This window comes from Ewingella sp. AOP9-I1-14 (assembly GCF_052375995.1).
GTDB lineage: Bacteria > Pseudomonadota > Gammaproteobacteria > Enterobacterales > Enterobacteriaceae > Ewingella > Ewingella allii.
Map to the genome: position 1 here is coordinate 319,051 of NZ_JBQSVA010000003.1, position 13,840 is coordinate 332,890.

12 protein-coding genes are annotated in these 13,840 nt (G+C 53.1%); 5 read left to right on the forward strand and 7 right to left on the reverse strand.

The window, feature by feature from the left end:
- From ACT3RT_RS11365 to dolP, 3 genes are all read left to right on the forward strand, one after another.
- A complete protein-coding gene (locus tag ACT3RT_RS11365; RefSeq protein WP_353500793.1) occupies positions 1-369 on the forward strand; it encodes a YraN family protein in 369 nt (122 codons plus the stop codon).
- A 63-nt stretch (positions 370-432) separates the two neighbouring features.
- On the forward strand, positions 433-1,023 hold the full coding sequence (gene diaA, locus ACT3RT_RS11370; RefSeq protein ID WP_034786756.1) for a DnaA initiator-associating protein DiaA: 591 nt from the start codon (positions 433-435) through the stop codon (positions 1,021-1,023).
- A gap of 9 nt (positions 1,024-1,032) precedes the next feature.
- On the forward strand, positions 1,033-1,608 hold the full coding sequence (gene dolP, locus ACT3RT_RS11375) for a division/outer membrane stress-associated lipid-binding lipoprotein (protein WP_034786754.1): 576 nt from the start codon (positions 1,033-1,035) through the stop codon (positions 1,606-1,608).
- Between the two features lie 79 nt (positions 1,609-1,687).
- On the opposite strand, the gene ACT3RT_RS11380 is transcribed toward dolP, so the two are convergent.
- From ACT3RT_RS11380 to pepA, 7 genes are all read right to left on the reverse strand, one after another.
- A complete protein-coding gene (locus tag ACT3RT_RS11380) occupies positions 1,688-3,127 on the reverse strand; it encodes a 6-phospho-beta-glucosidase (RefSeq protein WP_496202997.1) in 1,440 nt (479 codons plus the stop codon).
- Positions 3,128-3,182: 55 nt separating this feature from the next.
- Entirely contained in the window at positions 3,183-4,721 is a 1,539-nt protein-coding gene (locus tag ACT3RT_RS11385) for a PTS transporter subunit EIIC (protein WP_353500791.1), read from the reverse strand.
- Between the two features lie 200 nt (positions 4,722-4,921).
- Positions 4,922-5,674, reverse strand: a complete 753-nt coding sequence (locus ACT3RT_RS11390) for a MurR/RpiR family transcriptional regulator (protein WP_034786749.1) — start codon at positions 5,672-5,674, stop codon at positions 4,922-4,924.
- Between the two features lie 48 nt (positions 5,675-5,722).
- The gene (locus ACT3RT_RS11395) at positions 5,723-6,226 is read right to left on the reverse strand and encodes a GNAT family N-acetyltransferase (RefSeq protein WP_353500790.1); all 504 of its coding nucleotides are present in this window, start codon (positions 6,224-6,226) and stop codon (positions 5,723-5,725) included.
- Between the two features lie 184 nt (positions 6,227-6,410).
- Complete coding sequence (locus ACT3RT_RS11400) at positions 6,411-9,266, reverse strand: valine--tRNA ligase (protein WP_496202998.1); 2,856 nt, start codon at positions 9,264-9,266, stop codon at positions 6,411-6,413.
- 14 nt (positions 9,267-9,280) lie between these two features.
- On the reverse strand, positions 9,281-9,745 hold the full coding sequence (locus ACT3RT_RS11405; RefSeq protein WP_034786742.1) for a DNA polymerase III subunit chi: 465 nt from the start codon (positions 9,743-9,745) through the stop codon (positions 9,281-9,283).
- Between the two features lie 121 nt (positions 9,746-9,866).
- Entirely contained in the window at positions 9,867-11,378 is a 1,512-nt protein-coding gene (gene pepA / locus ACT3RT_RS11410) for a leucyl aminopeptidase (RefSeq protein WP_353500788.1), read from the reverse strand.
- A gap of 277 nt (positions 11,379-11,655) precedes the next feature.
- On the opposite strand from pepA, the gene lptF reads away from it, so the two are divergent.
- Together lptF and lptG are read left to right on the forward strand one after the other, a co-directional pair.
- Positions 11,656-12,750: an LPS export ABC transporter permease LptF gene (lptF, locus tag ACT3RT_RS11415; RefSeq protein WP_353500787.1), complete on the forward strand. Its 1,095-nt coding sequence runs from the start codon at positions 11,656-11,658 to the stop codon at positions 12,748-12,750.
- Positions 12,750-13,820 (forward strand): LPS export ABC transporter permease LptG, encoded by a 1,071-nt coding sequence (gene lptG, locus ACT3RT_RS11420; RefSeq protein ID WP_034786737.1) that lies wholly within the window; start codon positions 12,750-12,752, stop codon positions 13,818-13,820. The genes lptF and lptG overlap by 1 nt, the downstream gene beginning before the upstream one ends.
- The last annotated feature ends 20 nt before the right edge of the window (positions 13,821-13,840 follow it).

Genomic DNA, 13,840 nt, shown 5'->3' on the forward strand with positions numbered 1-13,840 from the left:
ATGTTAGGAAAAAACGCGACAACGCGCGAACGTGGCGCAGACTATGAAGTCTTCGCCCGGCGTTATCTCGAAAAAGCCGGGTTAATTTTCGTCGAGGCCAACGTGGCTTGCCGACAGGGTGAGATTGACCTGATCATGCGCGACCAGCAAACCATCGTGTTTGTTGAGGTGCGCTACCGTCGCAACGCCTTATTTGGCGGAGCCGCGGCCAGCGTGACGCATCAAAAACAGCGGCGTTTATTACAAGCCGCCTCTTTTTGGCTTGCACGAAGAAATGCGAGCTTTGACACATCATCTTGCCGTTTTGATGTTTTAGCCATCACGGGTAGCCAGATAGAATGGCTGCGTGATGCATTCAATGCGGATTAAGATTGTTTTGAGACTGACGCCTGCCATAGCGCAGCCGACATTTTACTGACTGGACTAAATCACGTGCTGGATAGAATCAAAGCCTGCTTTACTGAAAGTATTCAAACCCAGATTGCCGCCGCAGAAGCCCTGCCCGATGCGATTTCCCGCGCAGCAATGACGCTGGTGCAATCACTGCTAAACGGTAACAAGATACTGTGCTGCGGTAATGGTACTTCCGCCGCGAATGCCCAGCATTTTTCAGCCAGTCTGATTAATCGCTTTGAAACTGAACGTCCAAGCTTACCCGCAATCTCACTATGTGCGGATAACATCGTGCTGACGGCTATCGCTAACGATCGCCTGCATGAAGAAATCTACGCCAAACAGGTTCGCGCGCTGGGGCAGGCTGGAGACGTTTTACTGGCTATTTCCACCCGCGGTAACAGCCGTGATATTGTCAAAGCGGTTGAAGCAGCAGTGACCCGCGACATGACTATCGTCGCACTGACAGGGTATGACGGCGGTGAGTTGGCCGGTCTATTAGGGCCTCACGATGTTGAGATCCGTATTCCGTCCCATCGCAGCGCACGTATTCAGGAAATGCATATGCTCACAGTGAACTGCCTCTGTGACCTGATTGATAACACGCTGTTCCCTCACCAGGACGATTAAGGAGATCCAATGAAGGCGAGTCCTCTCTTTGCAGTATTGTTAAGCGCCCTACTATTACAAGGCTGCGTAGCGGCCGCCGTTGTTGGCGTCGCGGGCGTGGCAACGAAAACCACCACCGATCCACGTACCGTGGGTACTCAGGTGGATGACGGCACGCTGGAAGCTCGCGTGTCTAACGCCATTAGCAAAGATAAACAGCTTAAAGATGAAGCTCGCATTGTGGCGACCGCCTATCAGGGCAAAGTCTTGCTAACCGGCCAGACGCCAACGCCAGACATGGCCGCGCGCGCGAAGCAAATCACCATGGGTGTTGACGGCGCGAGCGAAGTCTACAACGAAATCCGTACCGGCAAGCCTGTCTCTATGGGCACTGCATCAATGGACACCTGGATCACCACCAAAGTCCGTTCGCAGATCCTGACCAGCGACTCGGTGAAATCTTCCAATGTGAAAGTGACCACTGAAAACGGCGAAGTCTTCTTGTTGGGTCTGGTAACTCAGGAAGAGGGGAAATCGGCGGCGAGCATTGCAGCCGGTGTGAGTGGTGTGAAACACGTCACCACTGCCTTTACCTACGTGAAGTAAATCATTTCGCTCATAACATTCAGGCCCTTAACGGGCCTGAATTCTTTTTGACTTTCAACAACTTGCTACAAAACTTGCCTTAAAGCACTTCGCCATTGCTGCTAATCACTTTCTTATACCAGTCAAAGCTCTGCTTGCGCGAACGCGCCATGGTTCCGCTGCCGTCATCGTTTTTATCGACGTGGATAAAACCGTAGCGCTTGCTGTACTCGCCGGTGGTGAAGGACACGCAGTCGATGCAGCCCCAAGGGGTGTAGCCCATCAGGTCAACGCCGTCTTCAAACACCGCTTTCTTCATCTGCTCAATATGCGCTTTCAGGTAGGCGATACGGTAGTCATCGTGGATCATGCCGTCTGGAGAAGCCTTATCGATGGCGCCAAAGCCATTTTCGACGATGAACAGCGGCTTCTGATAACGCTCGTACAGCACGCTCAGCGAGTAGCGCAGGCCTACTGGGTCAATCTGCCAGCCCCAGTCGGACGCCTTGACGTGCGGGTTCGGCACGCTGCCGGCAAAGCCAGACAGGCCGTTGTCATCGCTCGGGTTATGCGCCGACACCGCGTTACTCATGTAATAGCTCAGCCCCATGTAATCCGCGCAGCCTTCGCGCAGGGCTTGTTCGTCGCCCTCTTCCATCTGGATGTTAAAGCCGCGACGCTCCCACTCTTTAAGAATGTAGGACGGGTAGTATCCGCGCATGTGCACATCGCCAAACAGGAAGCGCTCACGCATGGACTCCACCGAGTACATCACGTCGTCCGGATGGCAGGAGAATGGATACAGCGGCACCATGGCCACCATGCAGCCAATCTGGAAGTCAGGGTTAATGGCATGACCCAGCTTTACCACTTTGGCACTGGCCACGAACTGGTGGTGCAGCACCTGATACATGGTCTCTTCCGGGTTTTCGTGTTCGGTGAACACTACGCCGGAGCAGCAATAGCCGAACAGCGGGTACTTCCAGTTGCGCTGGTTGTTGATCTCGTTGAAGGTCATCCAGTACTTCACTTTGTGCTTATAACGCTCCAGCACCACTTCACTGAACTTCACAAAGAAATCCACCACTTTGCGGTTTTTCCAGCCGCCGTACTCTTTTACCAGATGCCACGGCATCTCGAAGTGAGACAGGGTGATCACCGGCTCGATGCCGTGCTTGAGCAGCTCGTCAAACATGTCGTCGTAGAATTGCAGGCCAGCTTCGTTTGGCTGGGCCTCATCACCATTGGGGAAGATGCGGGTCCAGGCAATCGAGGTGCGGAAGCATTTGAAGCCCATCTCAGCAAATAGCGCGATGTCTTCTTTATAGTGCGAGTAAAAATCGACGGCTTCATGGTTCGGATAGCGATAACCTTCAAGCACGCCATCGGTTCTCACGCGATCCACGCCGTGCGAGCCACCGGAAAGCACATCGGCGATACTTACGCCTTTACCGCCCTTATCCCAGCCACCTTCAACCTGATGCGCGGCTACGGCACCGCCCCATAAAAAATCTTTCGGTAATTGCTGGCTGCTTCTCATACAAATTCTCCCTTATTCAGGGCGGGAAGCTCCCGCCCAATCTACAAAATACTGATTAAGCCTGATTCAACTGGGCCTGTGGCGCCGTCGTATCAGCCGCCTTGGCACTGCTTTTGGGTTGGCTTTCCACTTCGTCTTTAAAGCCGACCAGATAGGTGAACAGCGCGCCGAGCACGAACGCCACGGTGATAGAAAGCAGGAATCCGAGGAACTGCGGCATGTGGCCTTCTTTGAAGAACACCGGCAGCACCGCGATGCCCGGCAGGCAGTAACTCCATGAAACGGCGTTGAATGAGCCTGCAATCGCGCCGCCAATCCCGCCCGCAGCACAGCTGCACAGGAAAGGTTTTTTCAGGCGCAGCGCCACACCATAGATAGCCGGTTCGGTGATCCCAAACAGCCCGGTTACGCCCGCTGACAGTGAAATACCTTTCATTTCACGGCTACGGGTTTTCAGATAAACGCCGAACATGGTGCCGGTCATAGCGAATACCGCAGAAGCCTGCAGGCCAGTGAAGGTGTCATAACCCAAGGTTGCGTAGTTGCCGACGGTAACCGGCGTAATGCCCCAATGAACGCCAAGGGTGACTAACGGCTGCCAGAAGGCACCCACCACGAAGCCTGCCACGGTCGGGCTGAGATGATACAGGTAGTTATAAACGCCGCCGATCGCGCCGCCAATCAGGTTGCCAATCGGGCCAAACACCAGCAGGGTCATCGGCACCATAATCGCGATACAGAACATTGGGGTGAACAGGTTGCGGATCACCACTGGCAGGATTTTATTGAAGAAACGCTCAACGTAGGACATCGCCCAAACCATCAGAATGATGGGGATAACTGACGCGGTGTAGCTGAGGTATTTCACCGGAATGCCGAGGAAGTCCAGCGTCGGCGCGGAGAGCGGAATGCCCACGAGATTGGTCAGAGCATTGGCGATTTCCGGGTTGCTAACGGCTTCACGCATCAATTGCTGCATCGCAGGGTCCGCAGAGTTGATAGTGGTGATTTTGAACGCCGTCACCATGTTCATGTAGTCAGGGCTGATCAGCGCACAGGCGGTGATAACAGCGGTGAATGGATGAACGTTGAATTTTTTAGCCGCCGTAAAGGCGATCATCACTGGCAGGAAGGTGAATGCCGTCCACGACACAAAGTTCAGGATGCGGTAAGTGCCGCTGCTGGAGTCCATAATGCCGACGGCGGCCAGGAAGGAGATGATCCCCTGTAAAATACCGCAGGCCGCGAGTTGGTAAAGGAATGGCGTGAAAATACTCGAAATGACGTCCATCACCCGGCTGACAATGCCAACATTCGGCGCGGAGACCGGGGCATTTTCGTCAACGGTGATCAGTCGCAGAACCTGTTTATAAGCATCGCTGACGTGGTTGCCGATCACCACCTGCATCTGCCCGCCCGCTTCGATAACGGTAATAACGCCTTTAACGCGTTTTAATTCCTCTTTATCGACGATGCTATTATCTTTCAAAATAAAGCGTAATCGGGTTGCGCAATGTGTGACGCTAATCACATTATTATCGCCACCAATATATTTTACGACTTCCTGAGCAGTTTGAGCGTAATCAATCGCCATTATTATTCTCCTAATACCCGTGGTATTTGGCGCTTTGGCTGCTTAGCTGAGACGTCAATCACTGCGGGTATAACTTTTGGCACGAGAGGTGAGATTATTATTTTTATACTTCGGACGGGAGTTTAGCAAAAAAGAATTTGAAGTCACGATATAACAAAGCGGCTTATTTGGTAGATGTTACATATCTAAAACACCCTGTTTTATTTAGGGTGCTTAATAATATTTTCATTAATTAGCGGCGGCAGTTTTTTGCCGATAGTTTCGATAATATACAAAACTGGGATCTGCGTCGTAATATTGTAGTGGCCTTCGAGCAGAATGGGTGGCATGTGGTAAGAGATGTTGAGGTCAGCCATGCGGGCCAGCGTGGAGCTTTCGCTGTTGGTCAGGCTGATAATTTTGCAATTCTGTAAACTGAACTGGCTGGCAATGCGGATGATCTCTTCTGTCTCGCCAGAAACCGAAAAAATAATCGCGATGGCATCCTGATACATATCGCTATTAATTGGGTAATAAGGGTCATCAATATAAGTACTGAACTTACCAATATTAGAAAAAAAGCGCGCGCTATATTTACCCAAAGCGCCCGACGTGCCAATGCCCACAAATATAATTCTGCGGGTGGAAGCAATTTGCGCAGCGGCTTTATCTAATAACTCATCAAACTCGCTATTATTAATACTTTTGAAGTAACTAATAATCTCACTAATACCGAAAGAGACCGGCGGCTTTTCATCACGTTCAAGATATAATTTAAAGCGAATACGGAATTCTGAATATCCGTCGCAATTCATTTTCTTGCAAAAACGCAGCACGGTGGTGGTGGAAACGCCCGCAGCATCAGCGAGTTCACGGATAGTCATATACATGACTTTATCCGTGTTTTTAATGATGGTGTTATACACCATCAATTCTAATTCGTTCAGCGTCGAAATTTCTTTATAAGTGAACATACTGATGCCTGTGCCAAAGTTAGCCGATCCAAACTTAATCGTGCCTGATTATAGCAGTTTAAGCATGGTAACTTCACAATCAGTATGACCTGTATTGCCTAATGGTCCGTCAATATGCACAAAACCTAAGTGCTCATATAAAGCCACGGCCTGCGTCAGGCTACCGGTGGTTTCTAAATAGCAGCGTGCAAAGCCTTGGGTGCGGGCAAAATCTAATGCCTGTAAGGCTAATTTCTTGGCTAAACCTTTCCCGCGCAATGCCGAGTGGAAATACATTTTCTGTAATTCACACAAATCATCTTCTGCGCCCTGTAGAGGTGCGACCCCGCCGCCGCCCGCGATCTGCCCATCCAGCTCCACCACCCAATATGCGCAGCGCGGTTGGCTGTAATTTTCATATAAATGGTCAAGGTTGGGATCCGCCACCGTGTAGCCTTTGTCGGCGGTCAGGCCGAATTCGGCAGAGACTTGGCGGATAACATTCGCAATAGCGGCATTGTCTTCAGGACGTATCAGACGCACCTGCAAGTTGAGGGGTGTGGCGGTAGACATAAGGCTCACTCAATATGATGATAAAAACACAATCAGTCCGAATTAATACCACCTAACCGCGCAATGATGCAACGCCGGGGCCACGGATGCCGTTTTAAAATACGCAATAAATTTAGCTTGCGCCGCTGCAACAAAAAAGGCCGCGTGAGCGGCCTTTTGCATAACATCACTTAGACACGATATCTTACAGCGCGGCGATAGTCGCTTTCTGCTCAGCCAGCTTAACTTTGGCTTCGCCACAGGCAACCAGACGTTCACGCTCTTTAGCAACAACCGCTTCTGGAGCACGAGCCACGAAGCCTTCGTTGGAGAGCTTGCCTTCGATTGACGCGATTTCGCCGTCAATCTTCGCCATCTCTTTATCCAAACGCGCCAGCTCAGCGGCTTTGTCGATAAGACCGGCCATTGGGATCAGCAACTCAGCGCCGTCCACCAGCTTGGTCATAGAAACCGGGCCTTTATCGCCCGCAGGCAGCACGGTGATGGACTCAAGACGTGCCAGCGAGGAGATGAAGTTCAGGTTCTGCTCAACGCGACGCTGTGCATCTGCACTTGCTCCACGCAGCAGCAGCTCCAGAGGTTTGCCCGGAGAGAGGTTCATCTCGGCGCGAACGTTACGGATAGCGATGATAGCCTGCTTGATCCACTCAAGGTCGGCCAGCGCGCTTTCGTCAGCCTTAGCCGCGTCATACTCTGGGAAAGGTTGCAGCATGATAGTTTCAGCTGTGATGCCTTTCAGGGTTTTAACGCGCTGCCAGATGGTTTCTGTAATGAATGGAATGATCGGATGCGCCAGGCGCAGCAGGCCTTCCAGCACTTCTACCAGCGTATGACGGGTGCCGCGCAGCTGTGCTTCGCTGCCGCCATTCATTACTGGCTTGGTGAGTTCCAGATACCAGTCGCAGAACTGGTTCCAGGTGAATTCATACAGAATGCTGGCTGCTAAGTCGAAGCGGTAGCCGTCCATTGCGTCACGGTAAGCTTTCACCGTGCGGTTGTATTCAGCCAAGATCCAACGGTCTGCCAGAGACAGCTCAAGCTCGCCGCCGTTCAGGCCGCAATCTTGATCTTCTGTGTTCATCAGCACGAAGCGGCTAGCGTTCCACAGCTTATTACAGAAGTTGCGATAACCCTCGAGACGCTTCATGTCCCAGTTGATATCACGGCCGGTTGAAGCCAGCGCGGCCAGTGTGAAGCGCAGGGCATCAGTACCGTGCGGCTCGATGCCGTTCGGGAACTGCTTCTCGGTGCGCTTGCGGATTTTCTCCGCCAGCTGTGGCTGCATCATGTTACCGGTACGTTTTTCCAGCAGGTCTTCCAGCGAAATGCCGTCAATCATATCCAATGGATCGATTACGTTACCTTTCGACTTAGACATCTTCTGCCCTTCGTCGTCGCGGATAAGCCCGGTCATGTAGACCGTGTGGAATGGAACCTGCGGCTTGCCGTTTTCATCTTTCACGAAGTGCATGGTCATCATGATCATGCGCGCGATCCAGAAGAAGATGATGTCGAAGCCGCTGACCACGACGCTAGACGGGTGGAAAGCCTTCAGATCGGCGGTCTGGTTCGGCCAGCCCAGCGTGGAGAAGGTCCACAGGCCAGAAGAGAACCAGGTGTCGAGCACGTCTTCGTCTTGGGTCAGCACAATGTCTGCGCCCAGATTGTTTTCGCTGCGCACTTCAGCTTCGTCGCGGCCAACGTAAACGTTACCTTCCGCGTCGTACCACGCAGGGATACGGTGGCCCCACCACAGCTGGCGGGAAATACACCAGTCCTGAATGTCGCGCATCCAGCTGAAATACATGTTTTCGTACTGCTTAGGCACGAACTGGATCTCACCCTGCTCAACGGCTTCTACCGCCACTTTCGCCAGCGGCGCAGTGCGCACATACCATTGGTCGGTCAGCATTGGCTCGATAACCACGCCACCGCGATCGCCATAAGGCACGGTCAGGTCGTGAGGTTTGATCTCTTCCAGCAGGCCAGCTTCGTCGAAAGCAGCAACCACGGCTTTACGCGCGGCAAAACGCTCTAGGCCGCGGAAGGCTTCTGGGATTTCATTGCTGCACGCGTCGCTCTCTTCACCGTTAGTGTCGAAAACTTCGGCTGTCTGGCGAACATCGCCATCGAAGGTCAGGATGTTGATCATCGGCAAGCCGTGACGTTTACCCACTTCGTAGTCGTTAAAGTCGTGGGCTGGAGTGATTTTCACGCAGCCGGTGCCTTTTTCCATATCGGCGTGTTCATCACCCACGATAGGAATACGACGGCCAACCAGCGGCAGAATAATCTCTTTGCCAATCAAATCTTTGTAGCGCGGATCTTCTGGATTAACGGCCACGCCGGTATCACCCAGCATGGTTTCAGGACGCGTCGTCGCCACCACCAGATAGTCGTTACCTTCGGCCGTTTTCGCGCCGTCAGCCAGCGGATAACGCAGGTGCCACATGGAACCTTTGGATTCGCGGTTTTCAACTTCAAGGTCAGAAATCGCAGTACGCAGTTTCGGGTCCCAGTTCACCAGACGTTTGCCGCGGTAAATCAGGTCCTCTTTATACAGGCGCACAAAGACTTCGCGCACGGCGTCAGACAGGCCATCATCCATGGTGAAGCGCTCGCGCTCCCAGTCCACGGAGTCGCCCAGACGGCGCATCTGGCGAGTAATGGTGCCACCGGATTCGGCTTTCCACTCCCAGATTTTGTCGATGAAAGCATCGCGACCGTAGTCGTGGCGCGTTTTACCTTCTTCGGCAGCAATTTTGCGTTCAACCACCATCTGCGTTGCGATACCCGCATGGTCAGTACCCGCCTGCCACAGCGTGTTTTTACCCTGCATACGCTGATAGCGGATCATGGCGTCCATGATGGTTTGCTGGAAAGCGTGACCCATGTGCAAGCTACCGGTGACGTTCGGCGGCGGGATCATGATGGCAAAGCTTTCTTTACTGGTGTCGCCATGCGGCTTGAAATAGCCCTGTTCTTCCCAGTGCTCGTAAAGCGGTTGCTCGATATCTTGCGGGTTATATGTCTTATCCATTTCGCTTCGTTTTTTTAGTCGGTCGATGTAGTGACAGACGGCGGCGTGGCCGTGGTCAAGGTAAAGCCAACGCTGCGATACGCTTTATAGCGATCGCGCGCCAACTGTTTTAGGGAATCTTCGTATGGTACGAAGTCTACCACTTCATGGAAAGCAGTAGCAAAATCTGCAAACTGGGGCAGCAGGCTTATCAAGAGATCGCGCGGCGCGTTACCGCGTTTTCCCGGCCAGCATAGCTCAACCGGCGCACCGAATTTTGGGCCTTCGCCGGCCAAATTGTGCGGCACGAACTGGCTTGGGTCGCGCTGCCATAAGGCTTCGTCCAGACGTTCTGCCTGCTGTTGATCTTCACATGCCAGCAAAACGCGTTTCCCGGCGCGACAGCGTTCGGCGGCAATCTGACAGGCCAGCGCTTCGTGCGAGCTAAGGCCGGTGTCGCCATCGGGCGTATCGAGCAGAAAAAAAGTGGCTTGTTTCATCAGTTATCCAGTGCATTTAACCAAAATAAATCAGGCCGGAATTAACCGGCCTTAGGCGTTTCGATTGCTGATTAGGCCAATTGTCGCAGGCAGTGTGAGCACTGCACTGGCTCAAAATGGATCAATCGTCGCCATCAAGCCCTGCGCGGTTCAACAAGAACTGAGACAGGAGAGCGACAGGTCGGCCCGTGGCGCCTTTGTTCTTACCTGAACGCCATGCCGTACCGGCGATGTCGAGATGGGCCCAGCTGTATTTACGGGTAAAGCGCGACAGGAAGCAGCCTGCGGTGATAGCACCACCCGGACGGCCACCGATATTCGCCATATCAGCAAAGTTGGAATCCAGCTGCTCGTAATACTCGTCGGCCAGCGGCAAACGCCACGCGCGGTCACCCGACTGCTCGGACGCGCCAATCAGCTCATGGGCCAGCGGATTGTGATTCGACAGCAAACCGGTGATGTGATGACCCAATGCGATCACGCATGCGCCGGTCAGGGTCGCCACGTCAATCACCAGCTCAGGGTCGAAGCGCTCGACGTAGGTCAGGGCGTCGCACAACACCAGGCGGCCTTCGGCATCGGTATTGAGCACTTCTACCGTCTGGCCGGACATCGTGGTCAGAATGTCGCCCGGACGGAATGCCTGACCACCCGGCATGTTTTCACAGCCCGCCAACACGCCTATCACGTTCAACGGCAGGTTGAGTTCGGCCACCACGCGCATCGCACCATAAACTGCTGCGGCACCACACATGTCGTACTTCATCTCATCCATATCAGCCGCAGGCTTAATGGAAATACCGCCGGAGTCGAAGGTCAAACCTTTACCGACGAGCACGATAGGCTTAGCGTCTGGATTCGGATTGCCTTTATATTCCATCACGGACATCAAGGATTCGTTTTTAGAACCATGACCCACCGCCAGATAGGCATTCATCCCCAGCTCTTTCATCTGCTGTTCGCCGATGACGCGGGTGGTGATGTTGGTGCTAAACGCATCTGCCAGTTGGCGAGCCTGAGAAGCCAGGTAAGCCGCGTTACAGATGTTTGGTGGCATGTTGCTGAGGTCTTTGGCAGCTTTGATACCCGCAGCCACGGCCAGACCGTGCTGAATAGCGCGCTCGCCGCTGGTCAATTCGCGGCGCGTTGGCACGTTGAAGACCATCTTACGCAGCGGACGGCGCGGCTCGGTTTTGTTGCTTTTCAACTGATCGAAGGTGTAAAGCGACTCTTTGGAGGTTTCGACCGCCTGACGCACTTTCCAATAGGTATTACGCCCTTTAACATGCAATTCGGTCAGGAAACAGACGGCTTCCATCGAACCCGTGTCGTTCAGGGTGTTGATGGTTTTTTGGATCACCTGTTTGTACTGGCGCTCATCAAGCTCGCGCTCTTTCCCGCAACCGATCAACAGGATGCGTTCGGAAAGAATGTTCGGAACATGATGCAGCAGCAGAGTTTGGCCGACTTTACCCTCGAGTTCGCCACGGCGGAGCAAGGCGCTGATGTAGCCATCACTGATTTTGTCGAGCTGTTCGGCAATAGGTGACAAGCGGCGAGGTTCAAAAACGCCGACTACAATACAGGCACTGCGCTGTTTTTCCGGGCTACCGCTTTTTACACTGAACTCCATGCACTCTCCTGAATCTTAAAGACAACGGCGGGGGCTGCGGCTAGAATGAATAGGCCGGAGACATCTCCCGTCACTGTGTTAACGACCTGTGTTAACCTGAACGGCGTTAGTTTTTATTTTGGCGGCTATAAGCATGTTCCTATAGGACACCCCAATTCTCGGTGTTGTAATACTATTTTAGCTGTGAAGGTTGCCATATGATGAGAATAAATGGCGGATTAGCGATGAAACTATCGATTTTCCTGCAAAAAGACAAGTTATCACAGGCGTATTAAGCGTGATCATCATTAGATATCTGGTTAGGGAAACCTTCAAGAGCCAAATCGCAATTCTCTTTATCCTGCTGCTGATCTTCTTTTGTCAGAAGTTAGTCAGGGTTCTGGGCGCGGCGGTTGATGGCGATATCCCAACAAATTTAGTCCTTTCTCTGCTGGGCTTAGGCGTGCCGGAAATGGCACAGCTCATCTTGCCTTTAAGTCTGTTCCTCGGCTTATTGATGACATTGGGCAAACTTTATACAGACAGTGAAATCACTGTTATGCACGCCTGCGGCCTTGGTAAACGTTCATTAATCCTTGCTGCGCTATGTCTGGCTTTATTTACCTCTGTTTTTGCAGGGATCAACGCCTTCTGGGTTAGCCCTTGGTCATCCAAGCATCAAGACGAAGTGTTAGCCGAAGCGAAAGCCAACCCAAGCATGGCGGCCATGGTCGAAGGCCAGTTCCAACAGGCTCAGGACGGCAATGCCGTGCTGTTCGTTGGTAACGTGAAAGGTAAAGAATTCCACAACGTGTTCCTGGCGCAGCTGCGCCCGAACGGCAATCAGCGCCCGTCGGTAGTGGTCGCAGATAAAGGCCATATGGAACAGCGCCCGGACGGCTCACAGATGGTGACGCTGGACCAGGGCACGCGCTACGAAGGTACCGCCCTGCTGCGTGACTTCCGTATCACTGATTTCGTCAATTATCTGGCGGTCATTGGTCATCAGGCGGTTGCGCTCGACACCAGCGATTCCGACCAGATGTCGATGCAACAGCTGTGGCACTCAGATTTGCCCGAGGCGCGTTCTGAATTCCACTGGCGTCTGACGCTGGTTGCTTCCGTGTTCATCATGGCGTTACTGGTGGTGCCACTCAGCGTGGTCAACCCGCGCCAGGGCCGCGTGCTCAGTATGCTGCCAGCCATCATGCTGTATTTGATTTTCTTCCTGCTGCAAAGCTCTCTGCGCTCTAACGGTGCGAAAGACAAACTGGACCCAATGATATGGATGTGGGTGACCAACCTCGCCTACTTCTTATTAGCACTGGTGCTGAACATGTGGGACACGTTGCCGATGCGTAAGATTCGCGCGCGCTTGAGAGGGAGAGCCTGATGTTTGGAGTATTAGACCGCTATATCGGCCGCACGATCTTCAACACCATCATGATGACGCTGTTCATGCTGGTGTCGCTGTCGGGCATCATCAAATTCGTCGACCAGCTGCGTAAAGTCGGTCAGGGTGGCTATTCTGCGGCGGGCGCGGGCCTCTATACCCTGCTCAGCGTGCCAAAAGATATCGAGATCTTCTTCCCGATGGCGGCCCTGTTAGGCGCACTCTTGGGCTTGGGCACCTTGGCAACTCGTAGTGAACTGGTGGTCATGCAGGCTTCGGGCTTCACCCGTATGCAAATTGCTTCTTCCGTGATGAAGACGGCCATTCCGCTGGTCCTGCTAACCATGGCAATCGGCGAATGGGTGGCGCCGCAGGGCGAGCAGATGGCGAGAAACTACCGCGCACAGCAAATGTACGGCGGTTCGTTGCTCTCCACCCAGAGCGGCCTGTGGGCGAAAGATGGCAAAGACTTTATCTTTATCGAACGTGTCGCGGGTGACAATGAAATCACCGGCGTGAACATCTACCACTTCGATAACAACAATAAGCTGCAGTCCGTTCGCTATGCCTCTTCCGCGTCATTTGAAAATGGCACCTGGAAACTGTCGCAGGTGGATGAGTCTATCCTCACCGACGGCAAGCAGATCACCGGCTCGCAAACCCTGACTGGCGAATGGAAAACCAATCTGACGCCAGACAAGCTGGGCGTGGTGGCTTTAGACCCTGACGCGCTGTCGATTAGCGGCTTGCACAACTATGTGAAATACCTGCAGCAGAGTGGGCAAGAGGCCAAGCGTTATCAGCTCAATATGTGGAGTAAGATTTTCTCGCCATTGTCAGTCGCGGTAATGATGTTGATGGCCCTGTCGTTCATCTTCGGGCCGCTGCGCAGCGTGCCTATGGGCGTGCGCGTGGTGACGGGGATCTGCTTCGGCTTCCTGTTCTACGTGATGGACCAGATTTTCGGCCCATTAAGCTTGGTGTACAGCATTCCGCCGATCCTTGGCGCTATCCTGCCGAGCGCGCTGTTCCTGTTTATCAGTATCTATCTGCTACTCAAGAAACGCTAAGTGTTACCCGGCCCCTCCCC